Genomic DNA, 20650 nt, shown 5'->3' on the forward strand with positions numbered 1-20650 from the left:
GGGAACCGTCCCCGGAAGGTATTTGTTCCTTCCAAATAGTTACTCGTATACCGAGTAACCATGTCCGACACGCCCTCCGAGACGACGCCCGACGCGCCCGCTCCCGACGAGCAAGCCGAGTCCGACGACGGGGAGGCCCTCGACGCCCACCTCGCCGACCTCGACGACGGCTGCGGCTGCGTCGAGGTGTGGAAACACACGAGCGAGTCGCGCGACGAGTAACGGGCTGTCGGAACCTTTTCACCGGCGGGCGGCGCACCGTCCGACGATGGACCGCGCCGACGTCTGCGTGCTGTTGCCGACGATGAACGAGGAGCGGACGGTCGGCGACGTGGTGCGGGACTTCCGCGACCACGGCTTCGAGCGCGTCCTCGTCGTCGACGGCGGCTCGACGGACGGGACGCGGGAGCTCGCGCGCGAGGCGGGCGCCCGCGTGGTCGAACAGCGCGGCACGGGGAAGGGACAGGCCGTCCGGCAGGCGGTCGCCGAGGAGATAGACGCCCCCGTCGTATTGATGGCCGACGCCGACGGCACCTACCGGGCCGCCGACGCCGGGCGAATGGTCGCGCCCATAGCCGAGGGGCGCGCGGACCACGTCATCGGCGACCGGTTCGCCGACATGGAGGACGGGGCGATGACCCGGCTCAACGGCGTCGGGAACCGCCTCACGAACGGCGCCTTCCGGCTCATCCACGGCCGGGACTTCGCGGACATCCTCTCGGGCTACCGGGCGTTCACCCGCGAGTCGTTCGACCGCTACTCGCTGTCGGCCGACGGCTTCGGCATCGAGACGGAGCTGGCCGTCGAAGCGGTGAAACACGGGACGCACGTCGAGGTCGTCCCCGTCACCTACGGGGCGCGTCCGGACGAGTCCGAGACGAACCTCCACCCCGTGAAGGACGGCGCGCGCATCTTCCTCACGCTGTACCGGCTGGCGAAGACGAACAACCCCCTGTTCTACTTCGGGAGCGTCGGCGTCGCCTCGTTGTTCGCGGGGCTCGCCGTCGCCGGCTACGTCGCCTACGAGTGGTTCGTGGTCGAGCCGCCCGTCTCGCACGAGGCGCTCGCCGTCGTCGCGGCCGCCGGCATCATCCTCGGGGTTCAGCTGGTGATGTTCGGCGTGCTCTCGGACATCGTGGTCGCGGTGAACCGCGAACAGACCCGCCGGCTGGAGGAGCTGGCCGAACAGCTCTCGGGGGCAGACGAGGCGGTCGCGCGCGGCGACTGGGAGACCGAGGCGAAAACGGCGGCCGTCGACCCGGACGACTCAGAACGGGAGCAGGCCGCGCAGCCGCGCGATGACGCTCAGTGACGCGCGCTCGCGGCGCTCCTCGAAGACGGGGTGGAGCTCGTCGAGCAGCCGGCGTTCGGACTCGAAGCGGCGACTCCTCGTCTCCGCGACGGCCTCCGAGAGTCGGACCTCGCTGCCCGCCGCGTCGTACGGGACTGCGGGGTCGCCGGTCCGCTCGACGAGTTCCTCCGCGGTGACGGGGAACTCGACGCCGTCGAGGTGCGGGTCGAGCGCGGCGATGCCGAACGCGAGCGTGTCGGGGTCGTCCGTGCTGTCGCCCGTCGGTGGTCGGACACCCATTACCGGCGGTTCGCGCTCCGGTGCCGAAAACGCGTCGGAGCCGTCCCGACCGACAGCCACAACCGCCCGGCCGCCCCAGGGGCGGCTATGACGGAGTACACCACCGTCTCCATCCCGAAGGACCTCGCGGAGCGCGTCGAGGGGACCATCGAGGGAACCAGTTTCTCGTCGACGTCGGACCTCGTGCGCTTCCTGCTCCGGAGCATCGTCATCCAGCACCAGAAGCGCGGCGAGCTCACGGAGGCGGAGTTCCAGGAGATAGCCGACCAGCTGGAGGACCTCGGCTACCTGCGCTAGCCCTCGAAGGCGACTTCCGGGGGCGCGGCGTCGAGGAGCGTCAGCTCCAGCCGGCGGCCGCTGCGGTCGAACGCGCGTACCGAGTCGCGCTCGTACGGCGGCACGGCGACGAACACCACCTCGTGGAGGTCGTCCTCGCGGGTGAGTTCGGCGGGCCCGGCCGGGTGGGAGACGAACCGCCCCTGCGAGCCCGGGGTTCCGAGGTCCATCCCGAACACCGCCCGCACGGAGCCGCCGGTGTCGGGGAGGTAGAAGTCCGTGTACACCTGTCGGTCCGGGTCGAGGTCGACCGCGCCGTCGAGTTCCCCCGCCGGGCGCGTCGTCAGCGCGACCGTCACCGACGACGGGTCGCGGTCGCCGGCGATGTCGAGCAGGGCGTCCACCAGTCCGGCCGTCGCGTACACCACGTCCGGTATTACGCGTCGGCCCGGATAATCCCGTCGTCGCGCGACTAAACAGCCCTTTATTGATGTGTCCCGGGTGACTGTAGTTCGATACTCCCCGCCGAACGGCTTTATTTACACCACATTTGTGACAAAAACTTTATAACAACGCGGGCCATCCGGTAGGGTGTAATGTCCGATGCAAGCTCGGTTTCGGAGTTCGTTGCCCAGCACCCGAAGATGGCCGGCGCCCTGTTCACGATGATGCTGCTGCTCACGCAGGCGGGCGGCGTCATGGCGGGGAACAGCAACCCGATCGTCGGGCCGTGAAATCGAACGCGGTCAGAAACTGAACTCGTCGCTCCACGCGAAGTCGTGGCCTATCTGGAGAGGGATGACTTCGAGCGAAAGGAAATCGCGGAGTGACTGCTTATCGACGGTGAAATCCGCAACAGGGCTACCGATGAGGTAGTGTTCGTCGTTTCCTTCGAAGTTCGGTCTGGTCATCGTGCCGACGCCTAAACGTCCGGCGTAGTACGAGCGATAGAACACGTCGTACGTGTCCTCGTCTGTCTGGTTCACCTCGAGCAGGTTCGGAATCAGACTCTCGGCGTGCGCGATATCCATGTTCCCGTCGCCGATGACGATGTACTGATTGCCGACGATGGAGCGTTCGGCCGCGATGTTCAGTCCAGCGCGCAGCGGGAACCCCCGGTTCAGGAGCCGCGACATCGCCTTCCCGACCCGGATCGCGCCGCTGTTGATGACCTCGTCGAGGGTGACGATGCCGCCGACGGCGCCCTTCTCGATGAGCGCCATCCCCTGCTCGTACGAGGTGCAGGCGTTGAGGAAGAAGGTGTCCATGGCGACGGCGTCGAGCTCGCGCACGTCGAGCATCCCGTCGGAACAGCGGAACCCCTCGCGCTCGATGTGGCCGATGTAGTGGAAGTAGTCGACCTCGGACTCGAGGACGATGGCGAGCCGGTCGGTCGTGAGGTCCTCGTAGAACGTCACCTCGAAGGGGAGTTCCTCGCGCGACCCGTAGACGCCGCGGGCGGTCTCGTGTTCGTCGAGCATCTCGTCGTCGTTGCAGACGACGACGATCTCCACGTCCCCTTCCTTCTCGCCGCGGTCGAGGCGGTTGCGGAACGCCTGCGGGAGCGCCTTCGAGGCGCCGACCGGCGCGCCGGGGCCGACCCACGCCTGTTCGATGGAGTCGGCGCTCTCGGGTTCGATGACCGGGGGCGACCACGTCTCCTCGTCGCGGGCGCGCCCGGCCCGCGAGCGCGTCGCGACCCCGCCGGCGGCCCGGGTACGCGTGAACTCCTCGATGGCGGCCAGCTGGCTCCGGTTCCGCGTCGGCTCGCGGTCGGCCGGCGTGCGCACGACGGCGAGGTCGTCCACGAGGAACGGGAGCGTCTCGACGCTGTCCGCGTCGGGCGTGACGTGGGCGGTGAGCTTCCACTGCGGGACGTACGCCGAGACCGCGTCGAACGGCACGTCGAGGTAGCGCGCCAGCCGGTCGGTCGGGTCGGCGTCGTACAGGGCGGCGAAGTCGAGGTCGAGCCCGTCCTCCACGGCGGCGCGCTCGTGGAGCGGCACGTCGTAGATGCCCTCAGTGCGCGTCAGACAGTCGAGGAGGAACGTCTGCTTGAGCACGCGCTCGACCTCCCGCTCGAAGCCGTAGCGGCTGTCGAGCACGTGTTCGAAGCCGTCGTCGCCGACCAGCCGCGGGACCGGCCCGGGTCGCACGTCGGCGCCGAGGTAGTAGGCCAGCGGTGCGACGACGAACACCGGGCCGAGTTCCGGGGGCACCTCCACGTGGAGCCCCGAGTCGGGCGTCGTCAGCATCTCGGGGACGTGGAGTTCCTCGCCGACGGCGAGTTCGGGCGGGTGGCCCCGTAGGGTGGGGAACGACCGCTCGGGCGAGAGCGTCTTCAGCGCCGAGGGGAGCGCGGAGACGGCCCGCATCAGGTCGTGCGGGTCGTCGGTCGTCGTCACCGTCGTCGCCGGCCGCTCGTGGTACGAGCGCGCGCCGACGAGCATCTCCGTGGGGTCGTCGGCCGTTATCGTCATCGTGACCGCATCGAGCGCGACGGTCATCGGTCCCGAGAGCGCCACGTAGAGCTTGACGGGGCCGGACACCTCGAAGACGTACTCGCCGGCCGGGAAGCGCCGCTCGGAGAAGTGTTCGAAGTCGGCGAGGACGTCGCCGTCGCCGTCGCGCAACAGCGCGCCCGGCACCTCCTCGACCCTGAGCCGGCCCGCGGTGACCGTCACCGCGCCGTCGAGCGGATACGCGAACTCGCGGGTCGCCGGCTCGGGGGAGACCGCCGTGTCCGTCCGGAGCCGGCACTGCCGCTGTTCGATCCGGTCCTCGATGACGAGACCGGTGTCGTCCTCGGCCGCACGGATTGATACCGTCATGCGCTCGTCGCTCCCGTCCCGCGATTTCGTACCCCGGCTTGTCGAGGTGCGCGCAAAAACCTACCGGGGCGTCAGGAGACGAGCCCCTTCAGCGCGTTGAGATAGGCGGTCGGCGCGCGCTTTCGCGAGGTGGCGACGGCCTCCCGTATCGCGTCGCTCGCGTCGTCGAGGACGCCCGCGCCGTGGCCGACGAGCACGCGCTCGGCGTCGAACTCCCGGAGCCGCTTCGGGGGGAACAGCCGCAGCATCGGGTGGACCCCGAGCCGCTCGTCGCCCGCGAGGAAGAACGGCGCCGTGCCGACCGCCTCGGGGACGAGCAGGGTTCCGGCCTCGGAATCGAACAGCGCCGCCTCCTGCCAGAAGCCGTTGTCCATCAGCCGCTCGACGGAGTAGGCCGTGTCCGCGAGCGCGTCGCCGAGCGGTTCGGTCTCCGTGTCGGCGTCGATGTCCGTCATCCACGCGGGCGCGTACACGTCCACGTCGTGGCGCTCGGCGAACGTCACGGCGTCGCGGCCGTGGCGGTCGAGGAGGAGGACGACGCCCGCCACCTCGCCGAGGTCGCCGTATATCCCCTCGACGCCGTCGGCGTCCACGGGGTCCACGAGCCACACGCCCTCGTCGGTCGCGAGCGCGTGGGAGGCCCGCTGCATCCCCTCGTCTGGGTAGGCCAGCCAGCCGACGCCCCCGTCGAAGCGGTCTATCTCGCGCGGTTCGCCGGACCCCGAGCCCTTGATCGGCATGTCTCCATGCAGGGGCGCGCGGCGCTTAAACGGTGGCTCGCCGGCAGGCCGGCAGGGCTTAACACGCTCGCGGGGAACGACGCCGTATGGACGAGCACGCGACCGAGTACGCCCACGTCGTCGTGGACGAGTTGCCCGACGCGCCGAACCCCACCCGCCACAAGAAGGAGGTGGACGAGGCGGTCGGGGCGACCGAGTTCGGCTTCAACGTCGTCACAGCCGACCCCGGCGAGAAGGTACCGTGGGGGTATCACAGTCACCCCGACCACGAGGAGCTGTTCTACGTGCTCGACGGGAGCCTGCTCGTGGAGACGCCCGAACGGGAGTACGAGGTCGCGGCGGGAGAGGCGTTCTTCGTCCCGCGGGGCAAGCCGCAGCGTGCCGTCGCGGGCGGGGACGGGTGCCGGCTGGTGGCGACGGGCGCGCCGAAGGCGACGGACGGGGCGGTCATCGAGGAGGAGTGTCCCGAGTGCGGGGAGACGACCGGGCGCGACTACCGCGCCGAGGAGGTGGACGAGACGACGGTGTACGTCCTCTCCTGTGCGGCCTGTGGCGCCGAGACGGACCGGCTCACGCCCGGCCCCTAACCCAGGAGGCCGGTGTCTATCTCGACGCCGGGCGGCGAGACGACGAGGAAGCCGCGGAAGTGCATCAGCTCGCCGCCGAGTTCCTTCACGCGGGGGGCGAACCCCTCCGCGAGTTCGGGGAGCTCCCCCTCGATGTCGAGCACGAGGGTGTTGCCCGCCTCGACGGCCGCGACCCACTCCCCCGGCGGGGTGGAGCCGTCGAGCACGCCGAGCACGATACGGTCGCCGTCGGGGAGGTCTATCTCCCCTTCCGCGGTCTGGAGGTCGAGGTCGAAGTCGCTCATGCGAGTCGCCACGACCCCCGGTAGCAAAAAGCCACGCTCGCGGGGGGCGACCGAACGTCCACCGCGGACCGCGCGCGAGCCGCGCAGGAGAATATTTCGCACTCTGAATTGCGGAAGTTTCAGTGAACCGCGTAGTTAAATCGGCGCGCGGAACCAATCACACCCCGAGAGTATTAGGACATATATCCACACACGCATGCATTGATGTCGTCCGGTTTTCCGCTGGCGCGGCGGCGACGGGGACGACTCCGTTCCGTGGCAACATCTGTCTCGACGAAACGGTTAAATATCCCGTCGGGCATCGGGACGGTTGCTATGACACAAGAGGTTTCGTCGACTGAGTCGGCGGGTCGAGTTCTTCGCCGGGACGCTAGCCAACACTAACGACACGGCGGTAGAGGACGCACGGGTTTTCGACACGACGCTGCGGGACGGCGAGCAGTCGCCACGCACGTCCTTCTCCTACGAGGACAAACGCGAGATAGCGACGGTCCTCGACGAGATGGGCACCCACGTCATCGAGGCGGGGTTCCCGGTCAACTCCGACGCGGAGTTCGAGGCCGTCCGCGACATCGCGGAGGCCTCGCACACGGACGTGTGCGGACTGGCCCGCGTCGTGGACGGGGACGTGGAGGCCGCGCTCGACAGCGGCGTCGACGTGGTCCACGTCTTCGTCTCCACCAGCGACATCCAGCTGGAGGACAGCATGCACGCCAGCCGCGAGGAGGCGGTCGAACGGGCCGTCGCCTCCGTCGAGCGCGTCAAGGAGGCGGGCGTCGAGTGCATGTTCTCCCCGATGGACGCGACCCGGACGGACGAATCGTTCCTGAGAGAGATCGTCGAGGCCGTCTCCGAGGCGGGGACGGACTGGATAAACATCCCCGACACCTGTGGCGTCGGGACGCCGACGCGGTTCGCGGACCTGGTCCGCACCGTCGGCGAACACACGGACGCGGGCATCGACGTCCACACCCACGACGACTTCGGGCTGGCGTCGGCCAACGCGCTGGCCGGCTTCGAGGCCGGCGCGGCACAGGCGCAGGTGTCGGTCAACGGCATCGGCGAGCGCGCCGGCAACGCCGCCTACGAGGAGGTCGTGATGGCCGTCGAGTCGCTGTACGGCATCGACACCGGCATCGACACGACGCGCATCACGGAGCTGTCGCGGCTCGTCGAGGAGCGCTCGGAGATGCCCGTCCCGGCGAACAAGCCGGTGGTGGGGCGCAACGCCTTCTCCCACGAGTCCGGCATCCACGCCGCGGGCGTCATCGAGAACAGCGACACCTTCGAACCCGGCGTGATGACGCCGGAGATGGTAGGCGCGACGCGCGAACTGGTGCTGGGCAAGCACACCGGCCAGCACTCCGTCCGCGAGCGGCTGACCGACGCGGGCTACGACCCGACGGACACGCAGGTCCGCGAGGTGACCCGTCGCGTCAAGGACTACGGCGCGGAGAAACAGCGCGTCACGATGGAGACGCTCGAACGGTTCGCCGAGGAGGTCGGCGTCGAGCGCCGCGAGGAGGTCCGGGCGTGAGCCGACCGGCCGCGGCCGCCGTCCGCGGACAGCCGCGCGGCAAGGCTTGCAGCGTGGGCGAGGGTTATACCCCCCGACGCCGAGGTGCCGGCAATGCGACGCGACCCGACGACCGCCGGTCGCCCGGCGACGAGCGTCGCGGCCGTCATTGTAGGGGCGTAACCGCCTCTCACCCTACTCCTCCCGACAGTCCGCGCGCACCGCCGTCGACCGACCAGTACCACCGACCGATGCACCACACACGACCCCACACGTATGAGTAGCGAACAGGCAGTCCCGACCGAGGAGTCCGGCGACGCGGAGGGGACGCCCGACCCCGTGAGCACGGGCGCGGCGTCCGTCGTCCGGGCGCTGGAGAACGCCGGCGTGGAGTACCTCTTCGGCGTGCAGGGCGGGGCCATCATGCCCGTCTACGACGCGCTGTACGACTCCGAGATGCGCCACATCACGATGGCCCACGAGCAGGGCGCGGTCCACGCGGCCGACGCCTACGGCATCGTGAGCGGCGACCCCGGCATCTGCATGGCCACGTCCGGGCCGGGGGCGACGAACCTCGTCACCGGCATCGCGGACGCGGACATGGATTCCGACCCCGTGCTCGCGCTCACCGGGCAGGTGCCGACGGACTTCGTCGGCTCCGACGCCTTCCAGGAGACGGACACGACGGGCGTCACCCGCCCCATCACGAAGGAGAACTACTTCGCCTCGGACGCGGACACCGTCGGCGACGTCGTCGGCGAGGCGTTCGCGATGGCGAAGCGCGGCCGGCAGGGCCCGACGCTCGTGGACCTGCCGAAGGACGTGACGAACGCGGAGACGGACCGCGAACCCGGCCCGGCGCGCACGCCCGACACCTACCGGCCCGCGGAGACGGCCGACGAGGCGACGGTGACCGCCGCGGCCGAGGCGTTCGCCGCGGCCGAGCGACCCGTGATTCTGGCGGGCGGCGGCGTCATCAAGGCGGAGGCGAGCGCCGCGGTGCGGGAGTTCGCTATCGACCACGAGGTGCCCGTCGTCACGACGATGCCGGGCATCGGCGCGTTCCCCGAGGACCACGACCTCTCGCTGAAGTGGGCGGGGATGCACGGCACCGGCTACGCGAACATGGCGCTCACGATGAGCGACTGTATCCTCGCCGTCGGCACGCGCTTCGACGACCGGCTGACGGGCGGCGTGGAGACGTTCGCGCCCGACGCCGAGATACTCCACGTCGATATCGACCCCGCGGAGATATCGAAGAACGTCGAGGCCGACTACGGCCTCGTCGGGGACGCCCGCGCCGTCGTCGGCCAGTTCGCCGACGCGGTCGTCGGGTCGCCCGACACCGACGCGTGGTGCGAGCAGTGCGCCGAGTGGAAGCGGGAGTACCCGCTCGACTACCACATCGACGAGGACGCGCCCGTCAAGCCGCAGTTCGTCGTCGAGGCCGTGGACGCCGCGACCGGGGACGACACCGTCGTCACCACCGGCGTCGGCCAACACCAGATGTGGGCCTGCCAGTACTGGACCTACACCGAGCCCCGGACGTGGGTCTCCTCGCACGGCCTCGGCGCGATGGGCTACGGCGTCCCCGCCGCCATCGGCGCGCGCTACGCCGCCGACGACGACCAGTCGGTCGTCTGCTTCGACGGCGACGGCTCCTTCCTGATGACGTGTCAGGAACTCACCGTCGCGGCGCGCGAGGAACTGGACATCACCGTCTTCGTCCTGAACAACGAGTTCATCGGGATGGTGCGCCAGTGGCAGGACGGCTTCTTCGAGGGCCGGCGGATGGCCTCGGAGTACGACTGGATGCCCGAGTTCGACACCCTCGCGGAGGCGTTCGGCGCGAAGGGGTTCCGCATCGACACGTACGACGACGTGGAGGACACGATAGAGGCGGCGCTCGCGTACGAGGGCCCCTCCGTCGTGGACGTCCACATCGACCCCGAGGAGGACGTGTTCCCGATGGTGCCCAGCGGCGGGGACAACGGCCTCTTCGCCCTGCGGGGTGACCACCTGTGAGCTCACAGGACGACCCGCCGGAGAACGGCCTGCTCGGCGCGGACCCGGACGACCGGCCGCGGCCGCGGGGCCGGCGCAACAGTCAGGGCATCCGTATCGACCCCGAGGTGGAGGCCGAGCGGTCGCCGCGCCGCACGACCATCACCGCGCTCGTGCAGAACGAGCCGGGGGTGCTGTCGAAGGTGTCCGGGCTGTTCAGCCGCCGGCAGTACAACATCGAGTCGCTGACCGTCGGCACGACACAGGAGACGGAGTGGTCGCGCATCACCGTCGTCGTGGAGGAGCCGGACCCCAACATCGACCAGATAGAGAAACAGCTCGACAAGCTGGTCCCGGTCATCCACACGCGCGAACTCGACGAGAACGCCGTCGCGCGCGAACTCGTCCTCGTCAAACTCGACGCCGAGGACCCCGCGAAGGTCCACGCCATCACCGAGATGTACGACGGCCGCACGCTCGACGCCGGGCCGCGCACCGTCACGGTGGAGCTGACCGGCTCGGAGCGGAAGATAGACGACGCGCTCGACGCCCTCCGGCAGTTCGGCGTCCGCGAGATAGCCCGCACGGGGCAGACGGCGCTGGCCCGTGGCGAGACGAAGACCTCCACGGTCCCCGACGACCTCAAGCCATGACAGACTTCGAGAACCCCGTGTACTACGACGACAACGCTGACGAATCGCACCTCGCGGAGAGAACCGTAGCCGTGCTCGGCTACGGCAGCCAGGGCCACGCCCACGCGCAGAACCTCGACGACTCCGGCGTCGACGTGGTGGTCGGCCTCCGCAAGGGGTCGAGTTCCCGCGACGCGGCCGAGGCCGACGGCCTCCGCGTGGCGACGCCCGTCGCCGCCGCCCGCGAGGCCGACCTCGTGAGCGTCCTCGTGCCCGACACCGTCCAGCCGGCGGTGTACGACGACATCGAGGAGGCGCTGGAGCCGGGCGACACCCTCCAGTTCGCGCACGGCTTCAACATCCACTACAACCAGATCCGGCCGCGCGAGGACGTGAACGTCCAGATGGTCGCGCCGAAGTCGCCGGGCCACCTGGTCCGTCGGAACTTCGAGAACGACGAGGGGACGCCCGGCCTGCTCGCCGTCTATCAGGACGCGACGGGCGACGCCCACGACGTGGGGCTGGCCTACGCGAAGGCCATCGGCTGCACCCGCGCGGGCGTCATCGAGACGACGTTCCGCGAGGAGACGGAGACGGACCTGTTCGGCGAGCAGGCGGTGCTGTGTGGCGGCGTCACCAGCCTCGTCAAGCAGGGGTACGAGACGCTCGTGGACGCGGGCTACTCGCGCGAGATGGCCTACTTCGAGTGTCTGAACGAACTGAAGCTCATCGTCGACCTGATGTACGAGGGCGGGCTCGGCGAGATGTGGGACTCCGTCTCCGATACGGCGGAGTACGGCGGGCTCACACGCGGCGACGCGGTCGTGGACGAGCACGCCCGCGAGAACATGGAGGAGGTGCTGGAGGCGGTGCAGGACGGCACCTTCGCCCGCGAGTGGATCTCCGAGAACCAGACCGGGCGGCCGAGCTACACCCAGCTCCGGCAGGCCGAGTCCGACCACGACATCGAGGACGTGGGCGCGGACCTCCGCGCGCTGTTCGCGTGGGGCGGCGAGGAGCGGGAGGAGGTGCCCGCCGATGACTGAGGACCGAACGCTCGGGGAGACGAGCCACACGAACCCCTACACGGACGAGACGTTCGGCGAGACGCAGACGTACGGGCGCGGGCGAGTCGTGGCCGCCGACGGCGGCGAGCGCGACTCGTCGCCGGAGCCGGACACCATGGCCGACGTGGACCACACGCCCCGCGAGAACGCGCCGAGCGCCAACGCCGCCTACGACCCGGCGGACGGGTCGGTATGAGCTCCGGCACCCTCTACGACAAGGTGTGGGAGCGTCACAAGGTGGGCGAACTCCCGAACGGCGAGGACCAGCTGTTCGTCGGCCTCCACCTGATGCACGAGGTGACGAGCCCGCAGGCGTTCGGGATGCTCCGCGAGCGCGACCTCGACGTAGCCTTCCCCGAGCGCACCTTCGCGACGACGGACCACATCATCCCCACCACCCCGGAGGAGCGCGAGCGCCCGTTCGCCGACGAACAGGCGGAGACGATGCTGCAGGCGCTCGAACGCAACACCGAGGAGGCCGGCATCGAGTTCTTCGACCTCGACTCCGGCAAACAGGGCATCGCGCACGTCGTCGGGCCGGAACTCGGCCTGACCCAGCCCGGCCAGACCATCGTCTGCGGCGACTCGCACACCTCGACGCACGGCGCGTTCGGGGCCGTCGCGATGGGCATCGGCACCTCGCAGATACGCGACGTGCTGGCCACCGGCTGTATCGCCGCCGAGAAGATGGACGTGCGCCGCGTGGAGGTGACGGGCGAACTCGGCGACGGCGTCGGGGCGAAGGACCTCATCCTCCACATCATCGGCGAACTCGGCGTGGACGGCGGCGTCGGCCACGTGTACGAGTACGCGGGCGAGGCCATCGAGCGGCTGGACATGGAGGGCCGCCTCGCGGTCTGTAACATGTCCATCGAGGGCGGCGCGCGCGCCGGCTACATCAACCCCGATCAGACCACCTACGAGTACCTCCGTGGGCGCGAGTACGCGCCCGAGGGCGAGGAGTGGGACCGGCTCATGGAGTACTGGGAGTCGGTCGCCTCCGAGCCGGACGCCAAGTACGACGACGTGGTGACCGTGGACGCGGACGACCTCGAACCGATGGTGACGTGGGGCGTCAACCCCGGGCAGGTCGTCGGCGTGACGGAGCCGGTGCCCGGCCCCGACGAGTTCGCGGGGAAGGACCGCGACAACGCCGAGAAGGCCTACGAGCACATGGGCGTCGAACCCGGCGAGACGATGGAGGGGTACGACGTGGACGTGGCGTTCCTCGGCACCTGCACGAACGGGCGCGTCTCCGACTTCCGCGAGGCCGCGGCCGTGCTGGAGGGCGAGACGGTGGACCCGGACGTGCGCGCGCTCGCCGTCCCCGGCTCCGAGACCGTCCGAAAACAGTGCGAGGCGGAGGGCATCGCCGAGGTGTTCGAGGAGGCCGGCTTCCAGTGGCGGCGGGCCGGCTGTTCGATGTGTCTCGCGATGAACGGCGACGCGCTGGAGGGCGACGAGGTGTGCGCCTCCTCGTCGAACCGGAACTTCGTCGGCCGGCAGGGGTCGAAGGACGGGCGCACGGTCCTCATGTCCCCGGCGATGGTCGCCGCGGCGGCGGTCGAGGGCGAGATAGCCGACGCCCGCGCGTTCGGGGGTGACGCCTGATGGTTCGCGCCATCCGCCGCGTGACCGGCACGGGCGTCCCCGTCCGCGGGGACGACATCGACACGGACCAGATCGTGCCGGCTCGCTTCCTGAAGGAGGTCACCTTCGACGACATGGGCGAGTACGCGTTCTACGACGCCCGGCGCGACGACGACGGGAGCCTCAACGACCACCCGTTCAACGAGTACCGCGGCGCGCGCGTGCTCGTCGTCAACGACAACTTCGGCTGCGGCTCCTCCCGTGAGCACGCCCCACAGGCGCTGCTCCGGTGGGGAATCCACGGCATCGTCGGCGAGTCGTTCGCGGAGATATTCCGCGACAACTGCACCGCGCTCGGGATTCCGACCGTGACGGCCGAGCCGGAGACGGTGACGGAGTTACAGAACTTCGTCGAGTCGGACCCGGACGCCGGCATCGAGATAGACCTCGCCAACGAGCGGGTCGTCTTCGACGACACCGAGGTCGGGGTGACCGCCGACCCGGCGATGCGCGAGTCGCTCGTCGAGGGCGAGTGGGACACGACCGCGCTGATGTACCAGAACCTCGACCGGACCCGGGAGACGGCCGCCTCGCTCCCGTACACCGACTCGTGAGCCGGGTCTGCGTCGTCGAGGGCGACGGCGTCGGGCGGGAGGTCGTCCCGGCCGCCGTCTCGGTGCTCGACGCGGTCGCCGACTTCGAGTACGTCCGCGCGGAGGCGGGCGACGCCGTCGCCGAGCGCACGGGCACGCCGCTCCCCGACGAGACGTACGACGCCGTCGCGGCCGCGGACGCGACCCTGTTCGGCGCGGCCGGCGAGACGGCCGCCGACGTGATCCTCCCCCTGCGGGAGGCCGTCGGCTCGTTCGTCAACGTCCGACCCGCCCGCGCCTACCCCGGCGTGGACGCGCTCCGGCCGGAGACGGACGTGGTCTTCCTCCGGGAGAACACCGAGGGCGTCTACGCGGGCCACGAGGACCGGCTGTCGGCCGACCTCTCGACGCTGACGCGCGTGACGACCACCTCCGCCTCCGAACGGCTGGCGGAGTACGCCTGCGACTACGTGGGCGAGGGCGGCCGCTTCCACGTCGCCCACAAGGCGAACGTGATGCGCGAGACGGACGGGCGCTTCCGCGACGCCGTCGTCCGCATCGCCGACGCCCGCGGCGTGGAGACGGAGGAGGTACTGATGGACGCGTTCGCGACGCGACTCCCGCTCGAGCCGGGGGCGTTCGACGTGGTCGTCTGTCCGAACCTCGCGGGCGACGTGCTCTCCGACCTCGCCGCGGGCCTGGTCGGGGGGCTCGGCCTCCTGCCGTCGGCGAACGTCGGGCCGGACAACGCGCTGTTCGAGCCGGTCCACGGCACCGCGCCGGACATCGCCGGCGAAGGGGTCGCCAACCCCGCGGCGGCGATACTCTCGGCCGCGATGCTGCTGGAGCATCTCGGCTACGACGACGAGGGCGCGGCCGTTCGGAGCGCGGTCGAGTCGGTCCTCGCGGAGGGGCCGCACACGCCCGACGTAGGCGGCGACGCCTCGACGGACGAGGTGGCAGCGGCGGTCGTCGCGCGGCTGTAGTCGCGGCGCTACTCCTCGGAGTCGGCCGGCGTCACCCGCCCGAAGCCGTCCGGCAGGACCCGGACGGCGAACGCGGCGACGCCGAGGGCCACGCCCGCGGCGCCGATACCCGCGGCGAAGATTCCGGGGAGCGCCGGTTCGCGGGCGACGAGGACGAGCAGGAGGGCGAACAGGAGGGCGTCGCGGGTGGTAGCGCTGTCGGACACGCTCGCGAAACGGCACCGGACGTTGCAAAAGCTTGCGGCCGGCTACTCGTCGGTTCCGTCGCGGTACGCTGCCACCACGTCCTCCCACGACCCTTTCTCCTCCAGATGGCGCTGGAGTTCGCGCGCGTACCCCTGCGTGAGTTCCTCGGCCTCGCGGACGCGCTCCTCGGTGTCGCCCGAGGAGCCGCCGTCCCCGCCCAACCCGAGGGCGGAGGTGATGTTCGAGAGGATGCCGCCCGACGACTCCTCCTGTCCCCCGGGGCCCATCGGGGTGCGTTCCTCGACCTTCTCCACCTCGGGCATGATGTCGGGGAGCCGCGAGGTGTCGGCGTACAGCCGCGGCTCGTCGCCGTCCTCGATGTCGAACTCCGTCGCGGTCATCACGAGCCCCCACTCCTGTCGGGAGAAGCCGCTCGCCTCGACCCGGTCCGCGAACTCCGTATCGACCGCCATGCGCGCGCCGACGATGCGGTCCTGCCAGTCGGTCATGGGCGGACGTGGGTCGCGGTGCCGTATCAGCGTTTCCTCGCGCGGCGGCGAAAGAAGGAGGACGAACTGCGACTCGTCGCGTTACTCGACGGTGATGTCCGCGTACATCCCCTCGTGGAGGGCGGCGTGGACGTGGCAGATCTCCTCGCCCAGTTCCGTGAGCGCCGCCTTCTGCTCGTCGTCGAGGTCGGCCTCGACCTCCAGCGTGAAGGCGACGGAGCCGTCCACGAGGTCGTCGTCCTCGTCGAGGTCGGCCTCGGCGCTCGTCTCGATGCGCCCGAGGTCGAGGTCGTGTTCGCGCTGTGCGCCCGCCCGGAAGGCGAACGTGTAACACGACGCGTAGTCGGCGAGGAGGACCTCGTTCGGCGAGGGCCCTTCCTCCTTCGTCGCGTCGATGGAGAGTTCGTAGTTGCCGACCCGGCTCGTCGCGGCGAAGCCGCCGTCGTTGACGGTGTGGGATTCGAGGTCTGCCATTGCGTCCGTCGGATGGGCCGCCGCCGTTAAAAAGGTAGTCTGGGGGTCGCTCTCAGAGAGTGAACGTCTCGTCGCCGTCGAGAACGACGACCTCGGCGTCGCTCCCGGTCGCCTTCACCTCGCGGACGAAGTCGTCCGTGTCTATCTCGACGGGCGGGAAGGTGTCGTAGTGCATCGGAATCGCGTAGTCGGCGTCCACCCAGTCGACGGCGATGGCGGCCTGTGTGGGCCCCATCGTGAAGTGGTCGCCCGCGGGGACGGCGGCCACGTCGGGTTCGAGGAACGGGCCGATGACGTCGCGCATCTCCGACATGAGCGCCGTGTCGCCGGCGTGGTAGAACGCCTCGCTCTCGGGGTCCGTCTCCTGCGTCGGCTTCGTGGTCGAGACGACGAAGCCGGCCGGCGGCCCCGCCGACTGCTCGAAGCCGGTCATGATGCCGTTCGTGTGGTCCGCGCGGACCATCGTGACGAACGCGTCGCCGCACTCGACGGTACCGCCCATGTTCATCCCCATCCCGCCGACGGCGTTCTCGAAGCCGAGCTCCTCCTCGGCGTAGGCGGCGAGTTCCGGCACCGCGACGAGCGTCGCGTCGGAGAACTCCCCGGCGTGGGCGATGTGGTCGGCGTGGCCGTGCGTGAGCAGGACGAAGTCCGGCTGGTCCACGTCCGACGGTTCGAGCGCCGTCTTGGGGTTGTCGAAGAACGGGTCGATGAGCAGCCGCGTGTCGCCCACCTCGACGGCGAACGTCGAGTGGCCGTGCCAAGTAATGTCCATGCGCGTTCGAATACTCGTGGCAGCCACATAACCGTTCAGGCGGCGGAAGGAGCCGGGGCCGCGTCCAAGTTTTTTCCCGTCGCCGCACGGACGACGGGGTATGCAGGAAGCGTACGCGCAGCTCACCTGTCCGGCCTGCGAGAAGCACTGGGAGACGGACGCCAACACCGCGCCCGACACGGACGCCGACTTCGCGTGTCCGGACTGCGGCGAGCGCCGCCCGCTCTCGGAGTTCGCGCACACGAGCCGCGACCTGGAGGTGCTGCGCGAGCTATGACGGCGACCTTCGAACTGTACGAGGACAAGGAGGGGAAGTACCGGTGGCGGCTGCGCCACGCCAACGGCAACATCATCGCGGACTCGGGCGAGGGGTACGCCTCGAAGCAGAAGGCGAAGCAGGGCATCGAGTCGGTGCGGAAGAACGCCCCCGACGCCGCCGTCGAGGAGCAGTAGCTAAACGCCTCCGGGCGCTCGCCCCGCTATGGACGTTGCCGTCTTCGACCGCGACGACCCCGACTTCGAGCCGGCGCTCGCGCTCCGAACGCGGGTGTTCGTCGAGGAGCAGGACGTGCCGATGGACCGCGAGGTGGACGGGCTGGACCCCGAGGCGACCCACTTCCTCCTCCGCGACCCGGACCCGGTCGCCGTCGCGCGGGTCCGCGACCACGAGGGCGACCTGAAGGTCGAGCGCGTGGCCGTCGCCCGCGAGCGCCGCGGCGAGGGGTACGGTGACGCCGTCATGGACGCCGTGGAGTCGTGGGCGCGCGAGAACGGATACGACCGTCTCGTCCTCGACGCGCAGGTCCCCGTCGTCGGCTTCTACGAGGGGCGCGGCTACACGGTGCAGGACGACGAGCCGTTCGACGACGCGGGCATCCCCCACCGGCGGATGGCGACGCGCCTCGGGTAGGGACCGCGGGTAGGCCTATCCGTCCGGCCCCCGACGACACGGTATGGCGACGACCGAGGGGACGTTCCGCGTCTACCGCGTGCTCGACGCGGTGGCACACCTGAACCTCCTCGACACGGCCGAGAGCCGGCTGTACACCGTCTTCGAGTCCGGCTACCCCGACGACCTGCAGGCGACCGTTGACGGCCTCGCCACGGGCGCCCTCGTCTCGGGGACCGTCGAGGGCGACCCGGACGACCCCGACGAGCCGTGGCACCTGCTCGACGCCGAGCGCGACCCGGACCGGAGCGTCCTCGTGGACTTCGCCACGGGCGTCCGGTACCCCGAGGTGGCCCGCGAGGCGTGGGATGAGGCCGGCGAGGCGGCCGGCGACGACCCCGTCCGCCCGACCGGGCGCGCGCTCGGCCACGACGGCGACCCCGCGGGCGAGGTGTGGGTCCAGCCGCGCGACGCGCTCCCGGACGGCGCGTTCACCCTGCCGGCGGTGGCGGGCCGCCTCCCGCTGGAGCCGTGGCTCCGCGAGTTACCGTACACGGAGGAACGACCCGCCGAACTGCTGGTCGTGGACGCCGGCGGGCCGGGCGAGCCGACGACGGAGCCGTACGGCGTCCTCCTCTTCTTCACGGCGGCCGGGCACGCGCTGGCCGACCGCTACCGGGAGCGATGGGACCTGCCGCGCGGCGCGGACTCGCGGCCCGACTTCGACCCCTACTGACGGTGCGCCGCGAGGTAACAAACCGCGAGCGTACACAGCGCCGGGTGGGCGACCGCGGTTCGCCGGTGTTCGGCGACGACGCCGAACGCCTCGTGGAAGCCGCGGCCCTCGGCGGCGGCGAGCGCCGTCGCGGCGACGGTCGCGCTACGCGAGACACCGGCCCGGCAGTTGACGAGGACCGGCCCCTCGCCGCGGCGCTCCCGGACGGTATCGACGGCGGCGGCGAACTCGGCCGGCGTGTTTCCGGGCCCGTCCACGAGCGGCCGGTGGTGGGTCGTGGCCGCCGACGGGTCGGCCGTGAGTGAGACGACCGCCGCGAACGACCGCGGGGGCGACTCCGCGGCCGCACGGTTCCCCACGAAGAGGTCGCGGTTCCCGACGCGGCGGACCACGGGGTCGGGGTCGGCGTACCCGAAGGGACGGACGGCGACGTTCGGGTCCGGCACGGGAACGGGACGTGCCGACCCTCCGGCAAAGCGTTACCGCTCCAGGCCGAGGTCGTGGCTCATCGAGTTCCCGGGCCGCGGCACGCCCTTCGCGGTGTACGTCTCGCCGTCCACGAACGACGCGGCGGGCGAGGCGAGGAACACGGCGAGGTCGGCTATCTCCTCGGGGTGGCCGATGCGGCGGCTGGTCTTCTCGCGCGGGGGCATGTCGGACTCGTCGATGCCGAGCGTCTCCGCGACGCCGGGCGTCTGGACGAGACCGGGCGCGATGCAGTTGACGCGGACGCCGTCAGAGTCCCACTCCGTCGCGAGCGTCTCGGTCAGCCGGATGATGGCGGCCTTCGCCGCGCCGTAGTGGCTCTCGCCGGGCGCGGCGTGCTGGCCGTTGACCGAGGCCATGTTGAGTATCGTGCCGCCGTCGCCCCCCTCGGACTCGCGGAGGTACTCGCCCGCGACCTGACAGCAGCGGTAGGTGCCGCCGAGGTTCAGGTCGGTGACGGCGTCCCAGCCGCCCTCGGAGATGTCCTCGAAGGCGGCGACGAACTCGCCGCCCGCGTTGTTGACGACGACGTCGAGGCCGCCGAGGTCGTCGGCCGCGGCGGCGAAGAACGCCTCCACGTCCTCGCGCTCGCGCACGTCGCACTCGTAGGCGACCGCGCGCCCGCCGTCGCCCTCGTTGATGCCATCGGCGACCGGGCCGACGCGGTCCATCGACCGCGAGCAAATGGCCACGTCCGCGCCCGCGGCGGCGAACGTCTCCGCGATTGCCTGACCGATACCCTGCGACGCGCCCGTGACGAGCACGTTCGCGCCCGCGACCGAGAAGTCGGGTGCCTGCATACGGTTCGACGGGGAGGGGGACCACTTCGCTCTGTCGCTCGCGCCGTCGGCTATCCGAACAGCGCCGGGAGCAGGACGACGAAGAACAGCACCACGAGCACGGCGACGAGCAGGAGGCCGCCGAGCAGGAGCGGGTCGGCCGCCCCGACGACGAACACCCGGCCGAGCGCGACGACGAGCGCGCCCGTGGCGGTGCCGGCGACGACCTGGAGCGTGGAGGGTTCGGCGAGTTCGACCACACCCCCTCTACGCCCCGGGGGGACTCAAGCTTGCGGGCGCTCGGAAACCCTTATTCGCCCGCCACGAGAGCGCCGGGTATGCGACGCATCCGCTTTCGCGACCACGCGGGCGACGTGCGCCTCGGCGAACTCGCCGACGACGAGATACACGCGTTTCCCCACGACGGGAGCCGCATCGCGGGCGCGGAGACGTTCGACCCCGCGGGCGTCGATGTCCTCCCCCCGTGCGAGCCGTCGAAGATAGTGTGCGTCGGCCTCAACTACGCCGACCACGCCGACGAGCAGGGGAAGGACGTCCCCGACCGTCCCCTGCTGTTCCTGAAGCCGCCGAACACCCTCGCCGGCCACGGCGACGACGTGACGCTCCCCGCGGGGAAGGAGCGCATCGACCACGAGGCCGAACTCGGCGTGGTCATCGGCGAGCGGGCCGCGAAGGTGTCCGCCGACGAGGCGATGGAGTACGTCGCGGGGTACACCTGCGTCAACGACCTCTCGAACCGCGACGACCAGAACGTCGAGCAGAACTGGGTGCGCGGCAAGGCGTTCGACGAGTCGGCCCCCGTCGGCCCCGTCCTCGCCACGCCCGACGAGGTGCCCGACGACGCGGCCGTGCGCTGTCGCGTCAACGGCGACCTCCGGCAGGACTCCTCGCGCGACCGCTTCATCTTCCCCGTCCCCGACCTGATCGAGGAGGTAACGACCTACCTCACCCTCGAACCCGGCGACGTGATATCGACCGGGACGCCGGAGGGCGTCGGTCCCCTCGCCGACGGCGACGAGGTCGAGGTCGAGGTCGAGGGCGTCGGGACCCTGACCAACACCGTCACGATACCCGGCGAGTAGGCTTTTTCTCGCCGCG

30 protein-coding genes are annotated in these 20650 nt (G+C 70.5%); 18 read left to right on the forward strand and 12 right to left on the reverse strand.

Annotated features, from left to right (window positions below; all coding sequences use genetic code 11):
* Positions 1-60 precede the first annotated feature (60 nt).
* Both P2T37_RS01415 and aglJ read left to right on the forward strand, forming a co-directional pair.
* A complete protein-coding gene (locus P2T37_RS01415; protein WP_276234955.1) occupies positions 61-222 on the forward strand; it encodes a hypothetical protein in 162 nt (53 codons plus the stop codon).
* A gap of 46 nt (positions 223-268) precedes the next feature.
* Complete coding sequence (gene aglJ, locus P2T37_RS01420; RefSeq protein ID WP_276234956.1) at positions 269-1312, forward strand: S-layer glycoprotein N-glycosyltransferase AglJ; 1044 nt, start codon at positions 269-271, stop codon at positions 1310-1312.
* Here aglJ and P2T37_RS01425 read toward each other — a convergent pair.
* Entirely contained in the window at positions 1268-1591 is a 324-nt protein-coding gene (locus tag P2T37_RS01425) for a hypothetical protein (protein ID WP_276234957.1), read from the reverse strand. The genes aglJ and P2T37_RS01425 overlap by 45 nt on opposite strands.
* An 87-nt stretch (positions 1592-1678) precedes the next feature.
* Between P2T37_RS01425 and P2T37_RS01430 the strand changes: the two genes are divergently transcribed.
* Positions 1679-1888 (forward strand): ribbon-helix-helix domain-containing protein, encoded by a 210-nt coding sequence (locus P2T37_RS01430; RefSeq protein ID WP_276234958.1) that lies wholly within the window; start codon positions 1679-1681, stop codon positions 1886-1888.
* Here P2T37_RS01430 and P2T37_RS01435 read toward each other — a convergent pair.
* Positions 1885-2295, reverse strand: a complete 411-nt coding sequence (locus P2T37_RS01435; RefSeq protein ID WP_276234959.1) for a JAB/MPN domain protein-containing protein — start codon at positions 2293-2295, stop codon at positions 1885-1887. The genes P2T37_RS01430 and P2T37_RS01435 overlap by 4 nt on opposite strands.
* A 168-nt stretch (positions 2296-2463) precedes the next feature.
* On the opposite strand from P2T37_RS01435, the gene P2T37_RS01440 reads away from it, so the two are divergent.
* Entirely contained in the window at positions 2464-2601 is a 138-nt protein-coding gene (locus P2T37_RS01440) for a DUF7503 family protein (protein ID WP_276234960.1), read from the forward strand.
* Between the two features lie 12 nt (positions 2602-2613).
* On the opposite strand, the gene P2T37_RS01445 is transcribed toward P2T37_RS01440, so the two are convergent.
* Both P2T37_RS01445 and P2T37_RS01450 read right to left on the reverse strand, forming a co-directional pair.
* Positions 2614-4698 (reverse strand): hypothetical protein, encoded by a 2085-nt coding sequence (locus P2T37_RS01445; RefSeq protein WP_276234961.1) that lies wholly within the window; start codon positions 4696-4698, stop codon positions 2614-2616.
* 71 nt (positions 4699-4769) lie between these two features.
* Positions 4770-5438: a hypothetical protein gene (locus tag P2T37_RS01450; protein ID WP_276234962.1), complete on the reverse strand. Its 669-nt coding sequence runs from the start codon at positions 5436-5438 to the stop codon at positions 4770-4772.
* A gap of 86 nt (positions 5439-5524) precedes the next feature.
* On the opposite strand from P2T37_RS01450, the gene P2T37_RS01455 reads away from it, so the two are divergent.
* Positions 5525-6025: a cupin domain-containing protein gene (locus tag P2T37_RS01455; protein ID WP_276234963.1), complete on the forward strand. Its 501-nt coding sequence runs from the start codon at positions 5525-5527 to the stop codon at positions 6023-6025.
* Here P2T37_RS01455 and P2T37_RS01460 read toward each other — a convergent pair.
* Positions 6022-6309 carry a DUF5779 family protein gene (locus P2T37_RS01460; protein ID WP_276234965.1) on the reverse strand — a complete coding sequence of 96 codons (288 nt, stop codon included), beginning with the start codon at positions 6307-6309 and terminating at the stop codon, positions 6022-6024. The two genes, P2T37_RS01455 and P2T37_RS01460, sit on opposite strands and share 4 nt — an antisense overlap.
* A gap of 337 nt (positions 6310-6646) precedes the next feature.
* Between P2T37_RS01460 and P2T37_RS01465 the strand changes: the two genes are divergently transcribed.
* The 8 genes from P2T37_RS01465 to P2T37_RS01500 all read left to right on the forward strand — a co-directional run bounded on the left by P2T37_RS01465 (position 6647) and on the right by P2T37_RS01500 (position 14697).
* Positions 6647-7846 (forward strand): LeuA family protein, encoded by a 1200-nt coding sequence (locus tag P2T37_RS01465; protein ID WP_276236200.1) that lies wholly within the window; start codon positions 6647-6649, stop codon positions 7844-7846.
* Between the two features lie 255 nt (positions 7847-8101).
* Positions 8102-9850 (forward strand): biosynthetic-type acetolactate synthase large subunit, encoded by a 1749-nt coding sequence (gene ilvB, locus P2T37_RS01470; RefSeq protein WP_276234966.1) that lies wholly within the window; start codon positions 8102-8104, stop codon positions 9848-9850.
* Positions 9847-10482, forward strand: coding sequence for an acetolactate synthase small subunit (ilvN, locus tag P2T37_RS01475; protein ID WP_276234967.1), 636 nt, complete (start codon positions 9847-9849; stop codon positions 10480-10482). Before ilvB ends, ilvN begins: the two co-directional genes overlap by 4 nt.
* Complete coding sequence (gene ilvC, locus P2T37_RS01480) at positions 10479-11507, forward strand: ketol-acid reductoisomerase (RefSeq protein ID WP_276234969.1); 1029 nt, start codon at positions 10479-10481, stop codon at positions 11505-11507. The genes ilvN and ilvC overlap by 4 nt, the downstream gene beginning before the upstream one ends.
* The gene (locus P2T37_RS01485) at positions 11500-11724 is read left to right on the forward strand and encodes a DUF7989 family protein (RefSeq protein WP_276234971.1); all 225 of its coding nucleotides are present in this window, start codon (positions 11500-11502) and stop codon (positions 11722-11724) included. The genes ilvC and P2T37_RS01485 overlap by 8 nt, the downstream gene beginning before the upstream one ends.
* On the forward strand, positions 11721-13139 hold the full coding sequence (leuC, locus tag P2T37_RS01490; RefSeq protein ID WP_276234972.1) for a 3-isopropylmalate dehydratase large subunit: 1419 nt from the start codon (positions 11721-11723) through the stop codon (positions 13137-13139). Before P2T37_RS01485 ends, leuC begins: the two co-directional genes overlap by 4 nt.
* On the forward strand, positions 13139-13732 hold the full coding sequence (gene leuD, locus P2T37_RS01495; RefSeq protein WP_276234973.1) for a 3-isopropylmalate dehydratase small subunit: 594 nt from the start codon (positions 13139-13141) through the stop codon (positions 13730-13732). The genes leuC and leuD overlap by 1 nt, the downstream gene beginning before the upstream one ends.
* The gene (locus tag P2T37_RS01500) at positions 13729-14697 is read left to right on the forward strand and encodes an isocitrate/isopropylmalate dehydrogenase family protein (protein WP_276234974.1); all 969 of its coding nucleotides are present in this window, start codon (positions 13729-13731) and stop codon (positions 14695-14697) included. Before leuD ends, P2T37_RS01500 begins: the two co-directional genes overlap by 4 nt.
* An 8-nt stretch (positions 14698-14705) precedes the next feature.
* Here the strand turns inward: P2T37_RS01500 and P2T37_RS01505 are convergent, their stop codons facing one another.
* From P2T37_RS01505 to P2T37_RS01520, 4 genes are all read right to left on the reverse strand, one after another.
* Positions 14706-14903: a hypothetical protein gene (locus P2T37_RS01505; RefSeq protein ID WP_276234975.1), complete on the reverse strand. Its 198-nt coding sequence runs from the start codon at positions 14901-14903 to the stop codon at positions 14706-14708.
* Between the two features lie 42 nt (positions 14904-14945).
* Positions 14946-15392: a DUF5799 family protein gene (locus tag P2T37_RS01510; protein ID WP_276234976.1), complete on the reverse strand. Its 447-nt coding sequence runs from the start codon at positions 15390-15392 to the stop codon at positions 14946-14948.
* Positions 15393-15473: 81 nt separating this feature from the next.
* Entirely contained in the window at positions 15474-15866 is a 393-nt protein-coding gene (locus tag P2T37_RS01515) for an OsmC family protein (protein ID WP_276234977.1), read from the reverse strand.
* A 52-nt stretch (positions 15867-15918) separates the two neighbouring features.
* Positions 15919-16641 carry a metal-dependent hydrolase gene (locus P2T37_RS01520; RefSeq protein WP_276234978.1) on the reverse strand — a complete coding sequence of 241 codons (723 nt, stop codon included), beginning with the start codon at positions 16639-16641 and terminating at the stop codon, positions 15919-15921.
* Positions 16642-16741: 100 nt separating this feature from the next.
* Between P2T37_RS01520 and P2T37_RS01525 the strand changes: the two genes are divergently transcribed.
* The 4 genes from P2T37_RS01525 to P2T37_RS01540 are packed head-to-tail and all read left to right on the forward strand — an operon-like array spanning position 16742 to position 18266.
* Positions 16742-16918, forward strand: coding sequence for a DUF7836 family putative zinc-binding protein (locus P2T37_RS01525; RefSeq protein WP_276234980.1), 177 nt, complete (start codon positions 16742-16744; stop codon positions 16916-16918).
* The gene (locus P2T37_RS01530; RefSeq protein ID WP_276234981.1) at positions 16915-17094 is read left to right on the forward strand and encodes an HVO_2922 family protein; all 180 of its coding nucleotides are present in this window, start codon (positions 16915-16917) and stop codon (positions 17092-17094) included. The genes P2T37_RS01525 and P2T37_RS01530 overlap by 4 nt, the downstream gene beginning before the upstream one ends.
* Before the next feature lie 28 nt (positions 17095-17122).
* Positions 17123-17551, forward strand: coding sequence for a GNAT family N-acetyltransferase (locus P2T37_RS01535; RefSeq protein WP_276234982.1), 429 nt, complete (start codon positions 17123-17125; stop codon positions 17549-17551).
* 43 nt (positions 17552-17594) lie between these two features.
* Positions 17595-18266, forward strand: coding sequence for a hypothetical protein (locus P2T37_RS01540; protein ID WP_276234983.1), 672 nt, complete (start codon positions 17595-17597; stop codon positions 18264-18266).
* Here the strand turns inward: P2T37_RS01540 and P2T37_RS01545 are convergent.
* The 3 genes from P2T37_RS01545 to P2T37_RS01555 are packed head-to-tail and all read right to left on the reverse strand — an operon-like array spanning position 18260 to position 19791.
* Entirely contained in the window at positions 18260-18712 is a 453-nt protein-coding gene (locus tag P2T37_RS01545) for a protein-tyrosine phosphatase family protein (RefSeq protein WP_276234984.1), read from the reverse strand. The genes P2T37_RS01540 and P2T37_RS01545 overlap by 7 nt on opposite strands.
* A gap of 33 nt (positions 18713-18745) precedes the next feature.
* The gene (locus tag P2T37_RS01550) at positions 18746-19552 is read right to left on the reverse strand and encodes an SDR family NAD(P)-dependent oxidoreductase (protein ID WP_276234985.1); all 807 of its coding nucleotides are present in this window, start codon (positions 19550-19552) and stop codon (positions 18746-18748) included.
* A 50-nt stretch (positions 19553-19602) separates the two neighbouring features.
* Positions 19603-19791 carry a hypothetical protein gene (locus tag P2T37_RS01555; RefSeq protein ID WP_276234987.1) on the reverse strand — a complete coding sequence of 63 codons (189 nt, stop codon included), beginning with the start codon at positions 19789-19791 and terminating at the stop codon, positions 19603-19605.
* A 78-nt stretch (positions 19792-19869) separates the two neighbouring features.
* On the opposite strand from P2T37_RS01555, the gene P2T37_RS01560 reads away from it, so the two are divergent.
* Positions 19870-20634, forward strand: coding sequence for a fumarylacetoacetate hydrolase family protein (locus tag P2T37_RS01560; protein ID WP_276234988.1), 765 nt, complete (start codon positions 19870-19872; stop codon positions 20632-20634).
* The last annotated feature ends 16 nt before the right edge of the window (positions 20635-20650 follow it).

The sequence above is a fragment of the Halosegnis marinus genome (genome assembly GCF_029338355.1).
In the GTDB taxonomy this organism is placed as follows: domain Archaea; phylum Halobacteriota; class Halobacteria; order Halobacteriales; family Haloarculaceae; genus Halosegnis; species Halosegnis marinus.